General features: G+C 51.3%; 21 protein-coding genes. 14 read left to right on the forward strand and 7 right to left on the reverse strand.

Annotated features, from left to right (window positions below):
* Positions 1 to 23: 23 nt before the first annotated feature.
* Together tig and bolA are read right to left on the reverse strand one after the other, a co-directional pair.
* The gene (tig, locus tag OGV85_RS23425; protein ID WP_003021622.1) at positions 24 to 1322 is read right to left on the reverse strand and encodes a trigger factor; all 1299 of its coding nucleotides are present in this window, start codon (positions 1320 to 1322) and stop codon (positions 24 to 26) included.
* A gap of 343 nt (positions 1323 to 1665) precedes the next feature.
* A complete protein-coding gene (gene bolA / locus OGV85_RS23430; protein WP_003021619.1) occupies positions 1666 to 1983 on the reverse strand; it encodes a transcriptional regulator BolA in 318 nt (105 codons plus the stop codon).
* Between the two features lie 305 nt (positions 1984 to 2288).
* On the opposite strand from bolA, the gene OGV85_RS23435 reads away from it, so the two are divergent.
* From OGV85_RS23435 to cyoE, 7 genes are all read left to right on the forward strand, one after another.
* Positions 2289 to 2867 carry a lipoprotein gene (locus OGV85_RS23435; RefSeq protein ID WP_003021617.1) on the forward strand — a complete coding sequence of 193 codons (579 nt, stop codon included), beginning with the start codon at positions 2289 to 2291 and terminating at the stop codon, positions 2865 to 2867.
* A 44-nt stretch (positions 2868 to 2911) separates the two neighbouring features.
* The gene (ampG, locus tag OGV85_RS23440; RefSeq protein ID WP_003847579.1) at positions 2912 to 4387 is read left to right on the forward strand and encodes a muropeptide MFS transporter AmpG; all 1476 of its coding nucleotides are present in this window, start codon (positions 2912 to 2914) and stop codon (positions 4385 to 4387) included.
* A 458-nt stretch (positions 4388 to 4845) separates the two neighbouring features.
* The gene (cyoA, locus tag OGV85_RS23445; protein ID WP_003847580.1) at positions 4846 to 5793 is read left to right on the forward strand and encodes a cytochrome o ubiquinol oxidase subunit II; all 948 of its coding nucleotides are present in this window, start codon (positions 4846 to 4848) and stop codon (positions 5791 to 5793) included.
* Positions 5794 to 5812: 19 nt separating this feature from the next.
* Positions 5813 to 7804, forward strand: coding sequence for a cytochrome o ubiquinol oxidase subunit I (cyoB, locus tag OGV85_RS23450; RefSeq protein ID WP_003021610.1), 1992 nt, complete (start codon positions 5813 to 5815; stop codon positions 7802 to 7804).
* Positions 7794 to 8408: a cytochrome o ubiquinol oxidase subunit III gene (locus OGV85_RS23455; protein WP_003021608.1), complete on the forward strand. Its 615-nt coding sequence runs from the start codon at positions 7794 to 7796 to the stop codon at positions 8406 to 8408. Before cyoB ends, OGV85_RS23455 begins: the two co-directional genes overlap by 11 nt.
* Entirely contained in the window at positions 8408 to 8737 is a 330-nt protein-coding gene (locus OGV85_RS23460) for a cytochrome o ubiquinol oxidase subunit IV (RefSeq protein WP_003021607.1), read from the forward strand. The genes OGV85_RS23455 and OGV85_RS23460 overlap by 1 nt, the downstream gene beginning before the upstream one ends.
* Before the next feature lie 11 nt (positions 8738 to 8748).
* Positions 8749 to 9639, forward strand: a complete 891-nt coding sequence (gene cyoE, locus OGV85_RS23465) for a heme o synthase (RefSeq protein ID WP_003835956.1) — start codon at positions 8749 to 8751, stop codon at positions 9637 to 9639.
* 56 nt (positions 9640 to 9695) lie between these two features.
* Here the strand turns inward: cyoE and OGV85_RS23470 are convergent, their stop codons facing one another.
* From OGV85_RS23470 to OGV85_RS23480, 3 genes are read right to left on the reverse strand one after another with little or no spacing between them, the layout of a single operon-like run.
* Positions 9696 to 10019, reverse strand: a complete 324-nt coding sequence (locus tag OGV85_RS23470; RefSeq protein WP_005125159.1) for a DUF1493 family protein — start codon at positions 10017 to 10019, stop codon at positions 9696 to 9698.
* Positions 10019 to 10486: an STM2901 family protein gene (locus OGV85_RS23475; protein ID WP_286554075.1), complete on the reverse strand. Its 468-nt coding sequence runs from the start codon at positions 10484 to 10486 to the stop codon at positions 10019 to 10021. The genes OGV85_RS23470 and OGV85_RS23475 overlap by 1 nt, the downstream gene beginning before the upstream one ends.
* Positions 10487 to 10497: 11 nt before the next feature.
* Positions 10498 to 10980, reverse strand: a complete 483-nt coding sequence (locus OGV85_RS23480) for an Hcp family type VI secretion system effector (RefSeq protein WP_003021598.1) — start codon at positions 10978 to 10980, stop codon at positions 10498 to 10500.
* A gap of 182 nt (positions 10981 to 11162) precedes the next feature.
* Between OGV85_RS23480 and OGV85_RS23485 the strand changes: the two genes are divergently transcribed.
* Positions 11163 to 12527 carry an MFS transporter gene (locus OGV85_RS23485; protein WP_048219489.1) on the forward strand — a complete coding sequence of 455 codons (1365 nt, stop codon included), beginning with the start codon at positions 11163 to 11165 and terminating at the stop codon, positions 12525 to 12527.
* A gap of 80 nt (positions 12528 to 12607) precedes the next feature.
* Here the strand turns inward: OGV85_RS23485 and OGV85_RS23490 are convergent, their stop codons facing one another.
* Positions 12608 to 13099: a YajQ family cyclic di-GMP-binding protein gene (locus OGV85_RS23490; RefSeq protein ID WP_003831002.1), complete on the reverse strand. Its 492-nt coding sequence runs from the start codon at positions 13097 to 13099 to the stop codon at positions 12608 to 12610.
* A gap of 174 nt (positions 13100 to 13273) precedes the next feature.
* Between OGV85_RS23490 and panE the strand changes: the two genes are divergently transcribed.
* The 3 genes from panE to OGV85_RS23505 are packed head-to-tail and all read left to right on the forward strand — an operon-like array spanning position 13274 to position 15853.
* Positions 13274 to 14185, forward strand: a complete 912-nt coding sequence (panE, locus tag OGV85_RS23495; RefSeq protein WP_003021593.1) for a 2-dehydropantoate 2-reductase — start codon at positions 13274 to 13276, stop codon at positions 14183 to 14185.
* Complete coding sequence (gene yajL, locus OGV85_RS23500) at positions 14148 to 14738, forward strand: protein deglycase YajL (RefSeq protein ID WP_057063754.1); 591 nt, start codon at positions 14148 to 14150, stop codon at positions 14736 to 14738. Before panE ends, yajL begins: the two co-directional genes overlap by 38 nt.
* Positions 14739 to 14770: 32 nt before the next feature.
* The gene (locus OGV85_RS23505; RefSeq protein WP_061547925.1) at positions 14771 to 15853 is read left to right on the forward strand and encodes a hypothetical protein; all 1083 of its coding nucleotides are present in this window, start codon (positions 14771 to 14773) and stop codon (positions 15851 to 15853) included.
* Between the two features lie 65 nt (positions 15854 to 15918).
* Here the strand turns inward: OGV85_RS23505 and thiI are convergent, their stop codons facing one another.
* Positions 15919 to 17367, reverse strand: a complete 1449-nt coding sequence (thiI, locus tag OGV85_RS23510) for a tRNA uracil 4-sulfurtransferase ThiI (protein WP_286554080.1) — start codon at positions 17365 to 17367, stop codon at positions 15919 to 15921.
* A gap of 196 nt (positions 17368 to 17563) precedes the next feature.
* Here thiI and xseB point away from each other — a divergent pair, with 196 nt between their 5' ends.
* The 3 genes from xseB to dxs are packed head-to-tail and all read left to right on the forward strand — an operon-like array spanning position 17564 to position 20593.
* On the forward strand, positions 17564 to 17806 hold the full coding sequence (xseB, locus tag OGV85_RS23515; protein WP_003021586.1) for an exodeoxyribonuclease VII small subunit: 243 nt from the start codon (positions 17564 to 17566) through the stop codon (positions 17804 to 17806).
* On the forward strand, positions 17807 to 18706 hold the full coding sequence (ispA, locus tag OGV85_RS23520; RefSeq protein ID WP_003021584.1) for a (2E,6E)-farnesyl diphosphate synthase: 900 nt from the start codon (positions 17807 to 17809) through the stop codon (positions 18704 to 18706).
* Positions 18707 to 18730: 24 nt separating this feature from the next.
* Complete coding sequence (gene dxs, locus OGV85_RS23525; protein ID WP_003021581.1) at positions 18731 to 20593, forward strand: 1-deoxy-D-xylulose-5-phosphate synthase; 1863 nt, start codon at positions 18731 to 18733, stop codon at positions 20591 to 20593.
* Positions 20594 to 20621: the final 28 nt, after the last annotated feature.

A 20621-nucleotide genomic window follows, 5' to 3' on the forward strand; every position in this document is an offset into this window, starting at 1 on the left:
ATTCGAGCTAAAAAAGCGACGAATTACGCCTGCTGGTTCATCAGCTCGTTGAAGGAAGTGGCTTTTTCAGTCACTTTCGCTTTCGCCAGAACGGCTTCAACAGCCTGCTCTTCCAGAGCGACGTTACGCATGTTGTCCATCAGCTCTTTATTTTTGCTGTAGAACTCAACCACTTCTTTCGGATCTTCGTAAGCAGAAGCCATCTCTTCGATCAGGCCTTTAACGCGATCTTCGTCAGCTTTCAGTTCGTTGGTGCGAATCACTTCGCCCAGCAGCAGACCAACAACTACGCGACGCTTAGCCTGTTCTTCGAACAGTTCACGCGGCAGTTCCAGAGCTTGTTTCTCGTTGCCGCCGAAACGCTGTGCAGCCTGACGACGCAGAACGTCGATTTCGCTGTCGATCAGCGCAGCCGGAACGTCGATGTCGTTAGCTTTTACCAGACCTTCGATCGCCTGAGACTTAACGCGGTTACGCACTGCGCCTTTCAGCTCGCGTTCCATGTTTTTGCGTACTTCAGCGCGCAGACCTGCTACGGAACCATCTTCAACGCCGAAACGTTTGATGAATTCTTCAGTCAGTTCCGGCAGTTCGCGTTCTTCAACTTTCTTCAGGTTGATAACGAACTTAGCGGCTTTACCTTTCAGGTTTTCAGCGTGGTACTCTTCCGGGAAAGTCACGTCGATAGTGAACTCTTCGCCAGCTTTGTGGCCTTTAACGCCTTCTTCAAAGCCTGGGATCATACGACCCTGGCCCATCGCCAGTACGAAGTCAGACGCTTTGCCGCCTTCGAACTCTTCGCCGTCTACAGAACCGGTGAAGTCGATGGTTACACGGTCTTCTGCATCAGCAGCGCCGTCTTTGTCTTTCCAGGTAGCCTGCTGCTTACGCAGGGTATCCAGCATCACGTCAACGTCAGCGTCGGTGACTTCAACAACCGGTTTTTCAACTTCGATTGCTTCCAGACCAGTCAGCTCAACTTCCGGGTAAACTTCGAACTCTACCGCGTAAGTAAAATCTTCACCCAGTTTGTATTCGCCCGGAACGTAGTTCGGTGCGCCAGCCGGATTGATTTTTTCTTTGATGATCGCGTCAACGAAGTTGCGGCTCATCAGGTCGCCCAGAACGTCCTGGCGAACAGATGCGCCATAACGCTGAGCAACAACATTCATCGGTACTTTTCCTTTGCGGAAACCGTCAATACGCACTTTCTTCGCTACGTTGACCAGCTCGCTTTTCACAGCGGTCTCGATGCTGTCAGCAGCGATAGTAATCGTTACACGGCGGCCAAGGCCTTGAGTGGTTTCAACTGAAACTTGCATCTTGTTACCTCAAAAAATCACAGTGCTCGGTCAACTCTTCTCCGCAAGCACAGGTTGTTGGCTTCGCGGAACTGGGATGTTCTCATAAGCAATCACATTCCCTGTCGTCAGAATCATCCCGAAGACATTCCGAAAAATAAGACGCGCATTATAGCGGCATCACTTTTATGAGTCGAGAACGGTTATCGCGCGTTGCTGCGGCTTTTTTCACAATTCCCGGCTAATTTTTGTCTGAATACTGTACGACTGCCCCAGAATTCAGACAAAACAAAACGGCCCGCAGGCCGTTTTCACATAATCTGTAGCAACATACTGGAAAAGCGTCGGTTGTTGCAAATCCGTTTTACGCGATGCTTCCCGCCCCACGACACGGAGGCGATGCAAAAATCGTATCCTGCAACGCTTCCCACTCCTTAATGGTGTAGGTATGCAGGGCAAGTGCATGAACGGTTGTGGAAAGCTCCGCCGTTAACGTGCTGTAAATCATCCGATGACGATTAAGAAAACGTTCACCTGTAAAGCGATCGCTAACCAGCACAACCTTAAAGTGGCTTTCAGAACCAGCCGGGACATTGTGACGATAGCTTTCATCCACAACTTCGAGGAACACGGGTTCGAACGCTGCCCTTAATTTTTCTTCTATTTGCTCACGAATCATCATGAAATTTTCCTCCGACAACGCTGAGATGTCACCCATCCCTTTAAATACTAGCCGCTTTTACCGTTTTCATTACACCTTAGCAACAAAAAATTAGCGCTTGTCTGATTTTCTCAGCCAAACGGATGAAGTTCACTGAATCCTCACTTCGTTTTATTGCAAAAAGTCCGTTTATGGTCTCCACAAAGTCATAAAACGGACAACACAATGAATTTACATGCGTTACCCACTTCCCCTCATCGTTGGCGATGTTATGATGGCGGGAATTTTCTCTAACCATACAATTTAGATTCGCTGAGAGCCCTGGCATGTTTAAAAAAATCCTCTTCCCGTTAGTCGCGATGTTCATGTTAGCTGGATGCGCAACGCCGCCGACCACTATTGAAGTCTCCCCGAAAATTACCCTGCCACAGCAGGACCCAAGCCTGATGGGCGTGACCGTTAGCATCAACGGTGCCGACCAGCGTCAGGATCAAGCGCTGGCAAAAGTCACCCGCGACAACCAGCTGGTTACGCTGACTGCGTCCCGCGATCTGCGCTTCCTGCTGCAAGAAGTACTGGAAAAACAGATGACCGCACGCGGTTATATGATTGGACCAAACGGCGCTGTAAACCTGCAAATCATTGTTAGCCAGCTGTACGCTGACGTGTCTCAGGGTAGCGTGCGCTATAACATTGCCACCAAAGCAGATATCGCCATCATTGCGACCGCTGCTAACGGCAACAAGATGACCAAAAACTACCGCGCAAGCTATTCTGTTGAAGGCGCACTGCAGGCCTCTAACAAAAATATCGCTGACGCCGTTAACAGCGTGCTGACCGACACCATCGCTGATATGTCTCAGGACACCAGCGTTCACGATTTCATCAAGCAGAACGCTCGTTAATTTCTGCCCATATGGCCCGGCGTTCGTCGGGCCTATAGAAGCCCATGTCCAGTCATTACTTACGTATTTTTCAGCAACCACGTTCAGCTATCCTGCTTATTCTGGGGTTCGCCTCCGGTTTACCGCTCGCACTCACCTCCGGTACGCTTCAGGCGTGGATGACGGTCGAGAATATCGATCTTAAAACCATCGGTTTCTTTTCCCTGGTAGGTCAGGCCTACGTATTTAAGTTTCTCTGGTCCCCGTTGATGGACCGTTACACGCCACCGTTTTTAGGTCGACGTCGCGGCTGGCTGCTGGCGACCCAGGCGCTGTTGTTAATTTCTATCGCCGCGATGGGCTTTCTGGAGCCTGGCACACAGTTACGCTGGATGGCCGCACTCGCAGTAGTGATCGCTTTTTGCTCGGCCTCGCAGGATATCGTCTTTGATGCCTGGAAAACCGACGTGTTGCCCGCAGAAGAACGCGGCACCGGCGCGGCAATCAGCGTGCTGGGCTATCGATTAGGGATGCTGGTTTCAGGCGGACTGGCCCTGTGGATGGCCGATCGCTGGCTGGGCTGGCAAGGGATGTACTGGCTGATGGCAGCGCTGTTAATTCCTTGTATCATCGCCACCCTGTTAGCACCTGAACCGACTGACACCATTCCGGTACCTAAAACGCTGGAACAGGCGGTTGCGGCTCCGCTGCGAGACTTCTTTGGTCGTAACAACGCCTGGCTTATCCTGCTGCTTATTGTGCTGTATAAGCTCGGGGATGCCTTCGCCATGAGCCTGACCACCACCTTTTTGATCCGCGGCGTTGGATTTGATGCGGGTGAGGTTGGTGTGGTGAATAAAACGCTCGGGCTTCTGGCAACCATCGTTGGTGCATTGTACGGTGGGATCCTGATGCAGCGCCTTTCGCTGTTCCGCGCATTGCTGATATTTGGCATCCTGCAAGGGGCGTCAAATGCAGGCTACTGGCTATTGTCCATCACTGACAAACACATGTTCAGTATGGCGGCCGCCGTCTTCTTTGAAAACCTGTGTGGCGGAATGGGCACAGCGGCGTTTGTCGCTTTATTAATGACGCTGTGCAATAAGTCCTTCTCAGCGACCCAGTTCGCCCTGCTCTCCGCGCTTTCAGCCGTTGGTCGCGTTTATGTTGGCCCGGTAGCGGGTTGGTTTGTCGAAGCACACGGCTGGCCGACGTTTTATCTGTTCTCCGTGTTTGCCGCGATCCCCGGCCTCATACTGCTGCTGGTATGTCGCCAGACCCTGGAACATAGCTGGCAAAATGAAAGCTTTATTCCGCGTACGGAATTTCGTGGAGCGTACAGTCTGGCATTAATGACGTTGGTAGTGGGTTGCTGCTTGCTGCTGGTTTGGCTGCTACTGTTAACCATGAACGCGCTGGATTACACCAACTTCTCCTTCCTGCCGGAACTGCTTGAAGTCTCGGTGGCGGTCGCGGTCTGCGGGGTGATTTTTGGTGGATTGCTGGATTATCTGGCTCTGCGCAAAAACCGTCTGGCGTAAAAAACCGTATTAATAAGCCGTTGTAATCACCCTGCGTAATTATAACGGCTAAATAAACAACAATTGATAAAAATAATATTTGTTATTTTGTGCGCCAAAGAATTTGGAAATTATTGACGCCTTTTATATATTTTATTTTCCTTACTCGATTCAGCCACTACAGATTTATTTTTTGTTCCCAATTTGTCTTTTTATTGATAATCAATTGTTAAACAATTGTTTTATTTTCGTATTGGTTATACCAATTGCCCTCAGCCTGTCCCCCACCTACCTGCTTTCGTTATAACGTGATGTTGCAACAGGTTCTTAAAGTCAAAGCGACATATATTGCAACATATGTGACATGCACGGCAGAACCCAGTAACACAGATCCAAGGATGTTTACAGTAATGTAACCTTCCCGTAAAATGCCCTCACACTTTAAACGCCACCCGGTCCCGTGGAATTGAGGTCGTTAAATGAGACTCAGGAAATACAATAAAAGTTTGGGATGGTTGTCATTAATTGCAGGCACTGCGTTACTCAGTGGCTGTAATTCTGCGCTGCTTGACCCTAAAGGACAGATTGGACTGGAACAACGTTCACTGATACTGACGGCATTTGGCCTGATGTTGATTGTCGTTATTCCTGCCATCTTGATGGCTGTTGGTTTTGCCTGGAAGTATCGTGCAAGCAATAAAGATGCGAAGTACAGCCCGAACTGGTCACACTCCAATAAAGTGGAAGCTGTGGTCTGGACGGTGCCGATCTTAATCATCATTTTCCTTGCCGTTCTGACCTGGAAAACCACTCACGCTCTTGAGCCAAGCAAACCGCTGGCGCATGACGAGAAGCCCATTACCATCGAAGTGGTTTCCATGGACTGGAAATGGTTCTTCATCTATCCGGAACAGGGTATCGCTACCGTGAATGAAATCGCCTTCCCGGCGAATACTCCGGTTGAGTTCAAAGTGACATCCAACTCCGTGATGAACTCCTTCTTTATCCCGCGTCTGGGTAGCCAGATTTATGCCATGGCCGGTATGCAGACTCGACTGCATCTGATCGCCAACGAAGTCGGTACTTATGATGGTATCTCCGCAAGCTATAGCGGACCAGGCTTCTCCGGTATGAAGTTCAAGGCTATCGCAACAAAGGACCGCGCCGAATTCGACCAATGGGTTGCTAAAGCTAAACAGTCCACGAACACCATGAGCGACATGGCTGCGTTCGAGAAAGTGGCTGTGCCAAGCGAATACAACCAGGTGGAATACTTCTCCAACGTGAAACCCGATTTGTTTAAAGATGTTATTAACAAATTTATGGCTCACGGTAAGAGCATGGACATGACCCAACCCGAAGGTGAGCACAGCGCACACGAAGGCATGGAAGGCATGGACATGAGCCACGCGGAATCCGCTCACTAAGGGGCCGAGGAAGAATACGATGTTCGGAAAATTGACGCTGGATGCAGTGCCGTTCCATGAACCCATTGTCATGGTTACGATCGCTGCCATTATCATCGGTGGTGCGGCCTTACTGGGCCTAATCACTTACTTCGGTAAGTGGACCTACCTGTGGAAAGAGTGGCTGACTTCGGTTGACCACAAACGCCTTGGCATCATGTATGTCATCGTCGCAATCGTCATGTTGATTCGTGGCTTTGCCGACGCCATCATGATGCGTAGTCAGCAAGCGCTGGCTTCTGCAGGTGAAGCGGGCTTCCTGCCTCCTCACCACTACGATCAGATCTTCACGGCTCACGGCGTGATTATGATCTTCTTCGTGGCAATGCCATTTGTTATCGGTCTGATGAACCTGGTGGTTCCGTTGCAGATCGGCGCACGTGACGTTGCATTCCCGTTCCTGAACAACCTGAGCTTCTGGTTCACCGTTGTCGGCGTAATCCTGGTTAACCTGTCTCTGGGCGTGGGTGAATTCGCGCAGACCGGTTGGCTAGCGTATCCACCACTTTCGGGAATAGAGTACAGTCCAAGCGTCGGGGTCGATTATTGGATATGGGCAGTCCAGTTGTCCGGTATTGGTACAACCCTGACCGGTATCAACTTCTTTGTGACCATCATTAAGATGCGTGCGCCAGGAATGACCATGTTCAAGATGCCGGTATTCAGCTGGGCGTCTCTGTGCGCGAACATCCTGATTATCGCTTCTTTCCCAATCCTGACGGTTACCGTCGCGTTGCTGACCCTGGATCGCTATCTGGGTACCCATTTCTTTACCAACGATATGGGCGGCAACATGATGATGTACATCAACCTGATTTGGGCCTGGGGCCATCCGGAAGTGTACATCCTGGTTCTGCCGGTCTTCGGGGTGTTCTCCGAAATCGCGGCAACCTTCTCACGTAAACGTCTGTTTGGTTACACCTCGCTGGTGTGGGCAACCGTGTGTATCACCGTTCTGTCGTTCGTTGTTTGGCTGCACCACTTCTTCACCATGGGTGCAGGCGCTAACGTAAACGCCTTCTTCGGTATTACCACCATGATTATCGCCATCCCGACCGGGGTGAAGATCTTCAACTGGCTGTTCACCATGTATCAGGGCCGTATCGTATTCCACTCAGCGATGCTGTGGACGATTGGCTTTATCGTCACCTTCTCAGTCGGCGGCATGACCGGCGTACTGCTGGCGGTGCCGGGTGCGGACTTCGTACTGCACAACAGTCTGTTCCTGATTGCGCACTTCCATAACGTTATCATCGGCGGCGTCGTATTTGGCTGCTTCGCAGGTATGACCTACTGGTGGCCAAAAGCGTTTGGCTTCACGCTGAACGAAACCTGGGGTAAACGCGCATTCTGGTTCTGGATCATCGGCTTCTTCGTGGCATTTATGCCGCTGTACGTGCTGGGCTTCATGGGTATGACCCGTCGTCTCAGCCAGCAGATTGACCCACAGTTCCATCCGATGCTGGTCGTTGCCGCCTGCGGTGCCGCGCTGATTGCACTGGGTATCCTGTGCCAGCTGATTCAGATTTACGTCTCTATTCGCGACCGCGAGCAGAACCGTGACCTGACCGGTGACCCATGGGGTGGTCGTACGCTGGAGTGGGCAACCTCTTCCCCGCCTCCGTTCTATAACTTTGCCGTTGTGCCGCACGTTCACGAGCGTGATGCCTTCTGGGAAATGAAAGAAAAAGGTGAAGCGTACAAGCAGCCTGCGCACTATGAAGAAATTCATATGCCGAAGAACAGCGGTGCCGGTATCGTCATTACCGCCTTCGCAACACTGTTTGGTTTCGCCATGATCTGGCATATCTGGTGGCTGGCGATTGCAAGCTTCGCAGGCATGATCATCAGCTGGATTGTGAAAAGCTTTGATGAAGACGTGGATTACTACGTGCCGGTCCCGGAAGTCGAAAAACTGGAAAACCAGCATTTCGATGAGATTACTAAGGCAGGGCTGAAAAATGGCAACTGATACTTTAACGCACGCGACTGCCCACGCGCACGAACACGGGCACCACGATGCAGGCCAGACCAAGATCTTCGGATTCTGGATCTACCTGATGAGCGACTGCATTCTGTTCTCTATTCTGTTTGCAACCTATGCCGTTCTGGTGAACGGCACCGCAGGTGGCCCGACAGGTAAGGACATTTTTGAACTGCCGTTCGTTCTGGTTGAAACATTCCTGCTGTTATTCAGCTCCATTACTTACGGCATGGCAGCGATTGCCATGTACAAGAACAACAAGAGCCAGGTTATCTCATGGCTGGCGTTGACCTTCTTGTTCGGTGCCGGATTCATCGGGATGGAACTCTATGAATTCCATCACCTGATTGTTAACGGCATGGGCCCGGATCGTAGCGGTTTCCTGTCTGCGTTCTTCGCGCTGGTCGGCACGCACGGTCTGCACGTCACCTCCGGTCTTATCTGGATGGCAGTTCTGATGGTGCAAGTCGCTCGTCGCGGCCTGACCAGTACTAACCGTACCCGCATCATGTGCCTGAGCCTGTTCTGGCACTTCCTGGATGTGGTATGGATCTGTGTGTTCACTGTTGTTTATCTGATGGGGGCGATGTAATGAGTCATGCTAACGAGAGCGGCGGCGCATCCCATGGCAGCGTAAAAACCTACATGACAGGTTTTATCCTGTCGATCATCCTGACGGTTATTCCGTTCTGGATGGTGATGACAGGTTCTGCCTCTCCGGCCGTCATTCTGGGAACTATTCTGGCAATGGCAGTGGTACAGATTCTGGTGCACCTGGTGTGCTTCCTGCACATGAATAGCAAATCTGATGAAGGTTGGAACATGACGGCCTTTGTCTTTACTGTGCTAATCATCGCCATCCTGGTTGTGGGCTCCATCTGGATTATGTGGAACCTTAACTACAACATGATGATGCACTAAGAGCGGCGATTATGATGTTTAAGCAATACCTGCAAGTAACGAAACCAGGCATCATCTTTGGCAACCTGATCTCGGTGATTGGGGGGTTCCTGCTGGCCTCGAAAGGCAGCATTGATTATCCCCTGTTTATCTACACGCTGGTTGGGGTGTCACTGGTTGTGGCGTCGGGTTGTGTATTTAACAACTACATCGACAGGGATATCGACAGGAAGATGGAGAGGACCAAAAACCGCGTGCTGGTTAAAGGTCTGATTTCCCCTGCGGTCTCACTGGTATACGCCACCCTGCTGGGTATTGCTGGCTTTATGCTGCTGTGGTTTGGCGCGAACCCTCTGGCCTGCTGGCTGGGGGTAATGGGCTTCGTGGTCTATGTGGGCGTCTATAGCCTGTACATGAAGCGCCATTCCGTTTATGGCACGCTGATTGGCTCACTCTCCGGCGCTGCGCCGCCGGTGATTGGCTACTGCGCCGTAACCGGTGAGTTCGATAGCGGTGCGCTGATTCTGCTGGCTATTTTCAGCCTGTGGCAGATGCCGCACTCTTACGCGATTGCGATTTTCCGCTTTAAGGATTATCAGGCTGCCAACATCCCAGTACTGCCGGTGGTGAAAGGCATTTCAGTCGCGAAAAACCATATCACGCTGTATATCATCGCATTTGCTATCGCCACGCTGATGCTAACCCTGGGCGGCTATGCAGGTTATAAATACCTGATTGTTGCTGCGGCGGTGAGCGTCTGGTGGTTGGGCATGGCGCTGCGCGGTTATAAAGTGGAAGATGACAAAGTCTGGGCGCGCAAGCTGTTCGGCTTCTCCATCATCGCCATTACCGCGCTTTCCGTGATGATGTCCGTCGACTTTATGGTGCCAAACTCGCAGAACCTGCTGACTTACGTCTGGTAAAATCTGCTGATACGAAAAGGGTGCTTCGGCACCCTTTTTATTGGCAAGAAAGCTATTCAATCATATAGCCATTTCCCGGCCTTTGCTGACTCAATAATCATCCCAACTGTCAGAGGTTTTAACTCAATATCGGGAGGCTCTTTTTTCCAGAAAGGGTATTCTTGTTCAATATAATTCCTCCCATCAAAATTCGAATATTCAATATCAAAATGTTCAAATAAATCAGCTAAAAAATCATATGCATCTTCCGGAACAAACTGAAAATCATCCTCCAGAGTCCATTCTTTAGTAACCTGCCTAAGACCAGGTCTAAACCAGCGTTCCCTGATTGGGTAATTCTTCATGATGTACTCAATAACTTCAGCTTCATAATTTCTCATCAGAAAGATGTCCACTGTATGCGATCTTTGGGTCGCGCGATGAGGTTGTATTTATCGCGGGTATGTTTTGTCACCGCGAACAAAAGCACGATTAACTGAGCATGCCCGATAAAAGGAACCCAACGGCCTAAGTAAGTTGCTATTTGGTTTGTTGGAACCATCTTTAATTTGGAAAACTTCCCCATAGGAGCGTGTAGTCTTAAACCAAACGGGAACCGAGCCCCTTTCAGAAGTTTTCTACATAGAATTGATGCAATACTAGTGCCTGGGGTGTTTGTGGCTGCTGATAGTTTTCCTTTGACAGGAATAAATGGTTGGCCGATCAAAACCAGCGTAACAGCTTCCGTGGTGATACCTAAGGAATCGGCCAACTGCTCGATGAATATCAAATCAAACAGTTCACCCGACGTTACGTTAGCGTGACCATGATACCAATAGGTTCCATTCGCTTCTTCAGTTATGTCCATTCAATCACCCATTATGCCGTCTGCCGGTCATTCCATGCGTCGGTATAGATAATGTTCCCGTCGCAATGCTTCCATGTGATTTTTTCGTAGCGTAACTCTATGGTTTCAAGGTGATTGTTGTTTTTGTCTTCTGGCCCAGCCATCGTCGGAGAGACCGAGACAATCCGCACGCCCTCGAGCAGCATGTTGAAATACTCCACTTCCTGACCGGCATCATTGATTTTGTACCAACGAATCTCTGCAGACTTAAGATTCTGACCAGAAGCGACCGCTTTGTATAAATAGGGACTCGAGTAGTCAAACTCTTTGACGATCATCATCGGTGAATGTTGGCGTGTGCCTGTTGGTTTACCCGTTGCATTATCAGTTGGAATAGAGAGATTGTGATGAAAACCTTTAAATTCAATACTGTATTCTCTTCCCTTTACGTCACACCCGCCCTTAATCAGCGCGCCACCATCGTCATAAATCCACATATTGCCTGGAATCGCCATTTTCCTTTTCCCTCTTTCCATTAGAAATAACCACAAAAAGACTACACCTGTAATTATCGCAAGTAAATTAGTTGCAACTGTAACTATTTAAGTTTCCGCGCTACACAATTCCACATATCGTAGAGGTTTACCCCATTCCTTCCCCGCTTTACACTAGGCGCGAAATTAATACAGAGGTGGGAATGAACGATTACAAAATGACGCCCGGTGAGTTGCGCGCCACCTGGGGTTTAGGGACCGTATTCTCGTTGCGCATGCTTGGCATGTTTATGGTTCTACCGGTTCTGACCACATACGGCATGGCGCTACAGGGCGCCAGTGAAGCGCTGATAGGCCTTGCCATCGGCATTTATGGCCTGGCGCAGGCCGTCTTCCAGATCCCCTTTGGTTTGCTCTCTGACCGCATCGGCCGTAAGCCGCTTATTGTCGGTGGGCTGGCGGTATTTGTTCTCGGCAGCGTAATTGCCGCCCTTTCCGATTCAATCTGGGGAATTATTCTAGGCCGCGCCCTACAAGGCTCTGGCGCGATTGCTGCCGCCGTGATGGCGCTGCTTTCCGACTTAACCCGCGAGCAAAACCGCACCAAAGCGATGGCGTTTATCGGCGTCAGCTTTGGTATCACCTTTGCCATTGCGATGGTGCTAGGGCCAATCGTTACCCATGCGCTGGGGCTACACGCGCTGTTCTGGATGATTGCCGCCCTTGCCACCACGGGTATCGTGCTGACCATTTGGGTCGTTCCCAATAGCACCAGCCACGTACTAAACCGCGAGTCGGGCATGGTAAAAGGCAGCTTCAGCAAAGTGCTGGCGGAGCCCAAACTGCTGAAGCTTAACTTTGGCATCATGTGCCTGCATATTTTGCTGATGTCCACTTTCGTCGCGTTACCAGGACAACTGGCGAAAGCCGGTTTCCCCGCCGCAGAACACTGGAAAATTTATCTGGTGACGATGCTGCTGTCCTTTGTTTCCGTGGTGCCGTTCATCATTTACGCCGAAGTAAAGCGCCGGATGAAACGCGTATTCCTCGCCTGCGTGTTCCTGATCCTTATTGCAGAGATTGTATTGTGGAGCGCTAACATTCGTTTCTGGGGGCTGATTGCGGGCGTGCAGATCTTCTTCCTCGCCTTTAACCTGATGGAAGCCCTCCTCCCCTCGCTTATCAGCAAAGAATCGCCTGCGGGTTACAAAGGCACGGCAATGGGTGTTTACTCCACCAGCCAGTTTCTTGGCGTGGCGATTGGCGGTTCGCTCGGCGGTTGGGTGGTTGAAATGTTTGATGGTCAGGCCGTATTTCTGGCCGGTGCGCTGCTGGCGGCAGTTTGGTTGATTGTGGCAAGCACAATGAAAGAGCCACCGTACGTCAGCAGCCTGCGTGTGGAAATTCCACCAGAAATTGCCGCAGATGACACGTTAAAGCAGCGCCTGCTGGCAAAAGAAGGAATAAGCGAAGTGTTAATTGTGGCGAAAGAGCATTCGGCCTACGTGAAAATCGACAGCAAAGTCACCAATCGATTTGAGGTTGAGCAGACCATCAGCCAGGCGTGATGATTGCCGGATGGCGACTATCGTCTTATCCGGCCTACCAATAGCGTGTGCTACCTGTAGGCCGGATCAGACATTACGACTTAATCGCGGAAGTTCTTGAACTGGAACGGTTGACCGAGATCGCCGCCGCGAACCAGCGCCATGACGGATTGCAGATCGTCGCGCGCCTTACCGGTCACACGAATTTCTTCACCCTGAATCTGCGCCTGCACCTTCAGCTTGCTGTCTTTGATCAGCTTAACGATTTTCTTTTGCACCGCGCTTTCAATGCCCTGCTTCAGCTTAGCTTCAACAAACCAGGTTTTACCGCTGTGCACGAAAGTTTCTGGTACGTCCAGCGAGGTGCCTTCAATACCGCGTTTCAGCAGCTTGGCACGCAAAATATCCAGCAGCTGATTAACCTGAAAATCAGACTCGCTCAGCACCTTAATCGTCTTATTTGACTCATTCAGCTCAAAAGTGGCTTCAACGCCACGAAAATCAAAGCGTGACTCGACTTCACGGCTGGCGTTATCCACCGCGTTACGGGCTTCCTGAAGATCAACTTCAGAGACAATATCGAAAGATGGCATCTTTTCCTCTCCCTTCATTTTTGATGCGAAGCATAATACCTGCAAAGTTACTCAACAGACAGCGCTATACTAGGCTGTATCCTTTCATTGTACGTGGTAGCGACATCTGCGAACAATAATAGGGTGCGGTCGATATGGATTAACACCTGGTGCTGTTGCAGGTGAGGAGGAAGAATGAAAATTACCGTACTGGGATGTGGAGCGTTAGGACAGCTATGGCTTACAGCGCTGTGCAAACATGGACATGAGGTGCAAGGGTGGCTGCGCGTACCGCAACCCTACTGCAGCGTAAACCTGATCGACACGGATGGCTCAGTTTTTAATGAATCCCTGACGGCAAACGACCCCGACTTTTTGGCAAAAAGCGACCTGCTGCTGGTCACTCTGAAGGCCTGGCAAGTTTCTGATGCGGTAAAAGGCCTGTCTGCAATTCTGCCTGAAACCACGCCCATTCTGCTTATTCACAACGGCATGGGGACGATTGAAGAGTTACATAACATTAAGCAACCCTTGCTGATGGGAACCACCACCCACGCAGCACGCCGTGACGGGAACGTCATCATTCATGTCGCTCAGGGAACAACGCGTATTGGGCCGGCGCGTGAGCAAGACGGCGATTTCAGCTATCTGGCTGAAACCCTGCAAGAGGTGCTGCCGGACGTCGCCTGGCACAACACCATTCGCGCCGAGCTGTGGCGCAAGCTGGCCGTCAACTGCGTCATTAACCCGCTGACCGCATTATGGGATTGCCCAAACGGTGAGCTACGCCATCATCCCGAAAAAATAGCGCTCATCTGTGAGGAAGTGGCAGCGGTGATCGAACGCGAAGGCCACCACACATCAGCGGATGATTTACGCTATTATGTCGAGCAAGTGATTGACAGTACGGCGGAAAATATCTCATCTATGCTGCAGGACATTCGCGCCATGCGTCATACCGAGATCGACTACATTACCGGTTATTTGTTAAAACGTGCACGCGCGCACGGCATCGCCGTTCCGGAAAATGCCCGCCTGTTTGAAATGGTTAAAAGAAAGGAAAGTGAGTATGAGCGCTCAAGCACTGGTATGTCTCGCCCCTGGTAGTGAAGAAACCGAAGCGGTTACTACTATCGATCTACTGGTTCGCGGCGGAATTAAGGTCACAACCGCCAGCGTCGCCAGCGATGGCAACCTGACGATCGTGTGCTCGCGCGGTGTGAAACTGCTGGCGGATGCGCCATTAGTCGAAGTAGCTGACGGCGATTTCGACATTATCGTACTGCCCGGTGGTGTCAAAGGCGCCGAGTGCTTTCGCGACAGCCCTCTGCTGGTCGAAACCGTGAAGCAGTTTCATCGCTCCGGACGCATTGTCGCGGCAATCTGCGCCGCTGCCGCGACCGTCCTCGTCCCACACGACATTTTTCCCATCGGTAACATGACCGGCTACCCGGCGCTGAAAGACAAGATCCCCGCGGATCAATGGCAGGACAAGCGTGTCGTGTGGGATCCACGCGTCAACTTGTTAACCAGCCAGGGACCGGGTACCTCAATCGATTTCGGTTTGAAAATCATTGATCTTCTGGTCAGTCGTGAAAAGGCTTACGAAGTTGCGTCACAACTGGTGATGGCAGCGGGAATCTATAACTACTACGAATAAATCTTCAGGCCACTCCCTTATAAGGAATCATAATGAAAGGATATCTAAGTGGAGTGGCTTTACTGCTCCTTTCCGGTTATGCCACTGCGACGCAACTCGACATAAAGAGTATTGAGTATCGCTATCCCGGAAGCACTGAAATGCAATATCGCGTGCCATGGTTTTCCTCGACGGATAACCCCAAGGTTGCGAAACGTATTAACGATTATATTTTCGCAAGCTTTATCAATCAGCTACCGGGTAATAATCCACAAACAACAGTGAACCAGTTTGCGAAATCAGAGAGAAACCCCACCGCAAACCTTGACTACACGGTTGAGTATCGCGACGCCAAAGTTCTAACTCTGAACATGTTTGTCGAAGGCTGCGGGGCATATTGCGAGTCGTTCAATGTGCCGATCAGCTTTGATTTAGCCAGCGGCGCAGCCATTACCCTTAACGATCTTTTCTCCCGCTCCACGATGGGTGAATTAAACACCCGTATCAGAAAAGATATCCGTGGCCAGATTGATACCTTTGTTACGGCGCATAATTCGCAAACACCAGAACAAATAAAAGAAGAGAAAGGTGAAGTTTTCAACTACATCGAATTCTACGCATCGTGCGCAACCTACACCGATGGTTTGTACTACATCGACAAATTCTCCCTGCAAAAAGACCATCTGGCTTTCCTGAACGGGCGCTGTAGCAACCACGCCAGCCGCGCACTCGACGAGTTGGGTGATTTCACCACGAAAATCCCAACCGCGGAACTGCAAAATCGGCTCACGCCGTACGGCCAGTATCTGACTGGCGCAAAGAGTACAACACCGGTTTCGCCAGCGCCCGGCATTGACGGCAAAGTCATGTACGGCACGCTGGGGAAAAGCATGCGTATTGTGTTGAAGGTGGAGTGCAAATACGGTGATTTTTTTGACGGGGCTTACTTTTACCAGAAATTTGGCGCACCGATTGAATTAACCGGTAAGTGCGATACAGCCGATAATCAACATTATGAACTGAAGACGTCTGCAGCTGAACAATCGCAAGAGAAAATAACACTGGATTTAAAAGACGGGGTTTATCAGGGCGTCTGGGAGTCGAACGGGAAGACGCTTCCTGTGCGTTTTGAATAATATCGTTGCATTGCCGGATGGCGGCGTAACCGCCTTATCCGGCCTACAACACGGTGTTTACTCAATTACGGGCGATACACCTTCACGTTCTCAAAGCCCTGCTCGCGCAGATAAAGCGCCTGCAGGCGGCTCATCACCCCGCGTTCACACCACAGCAGCCAGGTTTTGCTCTGGTCCAGATCGCCGAATTTGGTGCTCAGCTTGTAGAACGGCAGAGAAACGACGTCCACGCCGTCAACCTTCAGCGGTTTATCATCCTGTTCATCCACAGAACGGATATCCAGGATCATATCGTTCGGGCCGAAACCGCTCACGGTTTCCACTTCTACCACGGTTTGCTGCGTCTGCTGGGCGATATCGCGAATATCAATATTGTTCGCTTCTTCAACCACTTTATCGAGGATAGAGAAATCGAAGTTTTCTTCTTCGGCCTCAATCTTTGCTTTGATCGCTTTCACCGTCGGGCTTTTTGAAATTACACCGCAGTATTCCGGCATGGTACGAGCAAAATCCTCGGTGCCAATTTCACGCGCCAGATTGATGATGTGCTCTTTATCATGAGAGATAAGTGGGCGCAGGATCAGGGTGTCTGATACGTTATCGATCAAACGCAGGTTGGTCAGCGTCTGACTGGACACCTGACCCAGTGCTTCACCGGTTACCAGCGCCTGTACGCCGTAGCGCTCAGCGACTTTCGACGCCGCGCGAACCATCATACGCTTGAGAACCACGCCCATCTGGCCGTCATCAACTTTCTCCAGGATCTCACCGACCACCGGTTCAAAGTTGATAGCAACAAAACGCACGCGATGCGAACTACCGAAGCGATTCCACAGGTAATGCGCCACCTGGCGAACACCGATTTCATGCGCTGCCCCGCCAAGGTTGAAGAAGCAGTAGTGCACGCGGCAGCCGCGACGCATCAGCATGTAGCTTGACACGCCGGAGTCGAAACCACCGGAGATCAGCGACAGTACGTCTTCCTGCGTACCAATTGGGAAACCGCCAATACCTTCATAGCGGCCTTTAACCAGCAACAGACGGTAGTTTTCGATTTCAAGATTAACCGTCACGTCCGGCTTCGTCAGCTTCACGCGCGCGGATTCAATATGCTGGTTCAGTCCACCGCCAACATAACGTTCCACCTCAATGGAGCTAAACTCATGCTTACCACGACGCTTAACGCGTACGCAGAAGGTTTTACCTTCCAGTTGATCGCGATACTGCACCAGTGCTTTCTCGAAAATATCGTGCATATCGGTAAACGGCACGTCTTCTACTTCGAGAATGTGGTGGATCCCCGGAATACGGGTCAGCGCGTCGCGAATGTCCAGGCGCTGGCTTTCATCTTTAGCGCGAACCTCAACGTGATCCCAGTGACGGACAACAGCAAGGTCTTCATCATAGTGCTTTAAAACGTTACGAATGTTCCCTGTCAGAATTTTTATAAAGCGCAAACGCACAGATTGGCTTTTGATGGTGATTTCTGGGAACAATTTAATGATAAACTTCATGGCGGCAATGGTTCTTAGGCAAGTCTGAATGACTTGTAATGGAAAAAAATACAGCAGCCCATACCCGCGACTGCATCCAGGCGCGCAAGTATATCACCATCACGCGGCTACTGTGCACATTGCGCGTTATTTGCTTATCAGTGCGAGTCCGTTACCATAGTCTTGTGCTGCCAATACAGAGAGTCAGACATTCATTATGCCGAAGAAAAATGAAGCGCCCGCCAGTTTTGAAACCGCGCTGAGCGAGCTGGAACAAATTGTTACCCGTCTGGAAGGCGGCGACCTGCCGTTAGAAGAAGCGTTGAACGAATTCGAACGCGGCGTACAGTTGGCGCGTCAAGGACAGGTCAAATTGCAACAGGCTGAACAGCGCGTACAAATCCTGCTGTCAGATACTGAAGACGCGGCCCTTACGCCTTTTACACCGGATAATGAGTAAATGGATTTTACGCAGCAGCTACAGGCTTGCGTTGAGCAGGCCAACCAGGCACTGAGCCGTTTTATCGCGCCACTGCCCTTTCAGAACACTCCCGTGGTCGAAACCATGCAATATGGCGCATTATTAGGCGGTAAACGCCTGCGCCCGTTCCTGGTGTATGCGACCGGTCAGATGTTTGGTGTCAGCCTGAGTACGCTTGATGCTCCCGCTGCCGCCGTCGAATGCATTCACGCCTATTCGCTGATGCACGATGATTTACCCGCGATGGACGACGATGACCTGCGCCGCGGTCTGCCGACTTGCCACGTAAAATTTGGTGAGGCAAACGCGATCCTGGCCGGAGATGCGCTGCAAACGCTGGCATTCTCCATTATCAGCGACGCTCCAATGCCGGAAGTATCTGACCGTGACCGCATCGCGATGATCTCTGAACTGGCTCAGGCCAGCGGTATCGCCGGTATGTGCGGCGGTCAGGCGCTGGATCTGGAAGCTGAAGGTCATCAGGTTGAGCTGGATGCGCTGGAGCGTATTCACCGCCATAAAACCGGGGCATTGATTCGCGCCGCCGTACGTCTGGGAGCATTAAGCGCAGGCGATAAAGGGCGAGAATGCCTGGCAATACTCGACAAATACGCAGAAAGCATCGGTCTGGCCTTCCAGGTTCAGGATGACATCCTGGATGTGGTAGGCGATACTGCAACATTGGGTAAACGTCAGGGTGCTGACCAGCAGCTTGGCAAAAGTACCTATCCTGCACTTCTGGGTCTTGAGCAAGCCCAGAATAAAGCCCGGGATTTAATCGAGGATGCCCGCCAGTCGCTAAGTTTGCTGGCCGCACAGTCACTCGATACCTCGGCACTGGAAGCGCTAGCGGACTACATAATCCAGCGTGATAAATAAACCAACATATCCCATGAGCTTGCGATGAGTTTTGATATAGCCAAATACCCGACCCTGGCGCTGGTCGACTCCACCCAGGAGTTACGTCTACTGCCAAAAGAGAGCCTGCCAAAGCTTTGCGACGAACTGCGCCGCTATTTGCTCGACAGCGTAAGCCGTTCCAGCGGGCACTTCGCCTCTGGTCTGGGCACGGTGGAACTCACCGTCGCGCTGCACTATGTCTACAATACCCCGTTTGACCAGTTAATCTGGGATGTAGGACATCAGGCTTACCCGCACAAAATACTGACCGGACGCCGTGATAAAATCGGCACCATTCGTCAGAAAGGCGGTTTGCATCCGTTCCCGTGGCGCGGTGAGAGCGAGTATGACGTACTGAGCGTTGGGCACTCTTCAACCTCCATTAGCGCAGGTATCGGTATTGCGGTTGCCGCTGAGAAAGAAGGCAAAGAACGTCGTACCGTATGTGTGATTGGCGACGGCGCTATCACCGCCGGGATGGCGTTTGAAGCGATGAACCACGCAGGCGATATTAAGCCCGACATGCTGGTTATCCTCAACGACAATGAAATGTCGATTTCAGAGAACGTTGGCGCGCTGAACAATCATCTGGCGCAACTACTCTCTGGCAAACTCTACTCCTCGCTGCGCGAAGGCGGGAAAAAAGTCTTCTCCGGCGTGCCGCCGATTAAAGAGCTGCTCAAACGTACCGAAGAACACATTAAAGGCATGGTTGTGCCGGGTACGCTGTTTGAAGAACTGGGCTTTAACTATATAGGTCCGGTGGACGGTCACGACGTACTGGGGCTTATCACCACACTGAAGAACATGCGCGATCTGAAAGGCCCGCAGTTCCTGCACATCATGACCAAAAAAGGTCGTGGTTACGAGCCGGCAGAAAAAGATCCAATCACCTTCCACGCGGTACCAAAATTCGATCCATCCAGCGGATGCCTGCCGAAAAGCAGCGGCGGCCTGCCGAGCTATTCAAAAATCTTCGGTGACTGGCTGTGCGAAACCGCAGCGAAAGACAATAAGCTGATGGCAATCACCCCGGCGATGCGCGAAGGCTCCGGTATGGTGGAGTTTTCACGTAAGTTCCCGGACCGCTACTTCGATGTGGCGATCGCCGAACAGCACGCGGTGACGTTTGCTGCCGGTCTGGCGATTGGCGGCTATAAGCCGGTCGTGGCTATTTACTCGACCTTCCTGCAGCGCGCCTACGATCAGGTGCTGCATGATGTCGCCATCCAGAAACTGCCAGTTCTGTTCGCCGTTGACCGGGCAGGAATTGTTGGCGCAGATGGACAAACCCATCAAGGGGCGTTCGATCTTTCCTTCCTGCGCTGCATCCCGGAAATGGTCATTATGACCCCGAGTGATGAAAACGAATGCCGCCAGATGCTGTTCACCGGCTATCACTACAACGACGGTCCAACGGTCGTGCGTTATCCGCGAGGTAACGCGGTGGGCGTAGAGTTGACCCCGCTGGAACAACTGCCTATCGGGAAAGGTATAGTGAGACGTCACGGGGAGAAAGTGGCAATTCTCAACTTCGGTACCCTGATGCCGGAAGCCGCTCAGGTCGCAGAGTCGATGAACGCCACGCTGGTCGATATGCGTTTTGTGAAACCCCTGGATGAAACGTTGATCCTTGAAATGGCTGCCCAACACGAGGTGCTGGTTACCATTGAAGAGAACGCCATTATGGGTGGTGCTGGCAGCGGTGTAAACGAAGTGCTGATGGCCCATCGTAAGCCCGTCCCGGTGCTGAACATTGGCCTACCAGACTTCTTCATCCCGCAGGGAACTCAGGATGAAGCTCGCGCCGATCTGGGTCTGAATGCCGTCGGAATTGAGGCCAAAATCAAGGCCTGGCTGGCATAATCCCCTCCCCGCTCCTGCTATGCTTAAT

The organism is Citrobacter sp. Cf132 (assembly GCF_030333885.1).
GTDB lineage: Bacteria > Pseudomonadota > Gammaproteobacteria > Enterobacterales > Enterobacteriaceae > Citrobacter > Citrobacter freundii.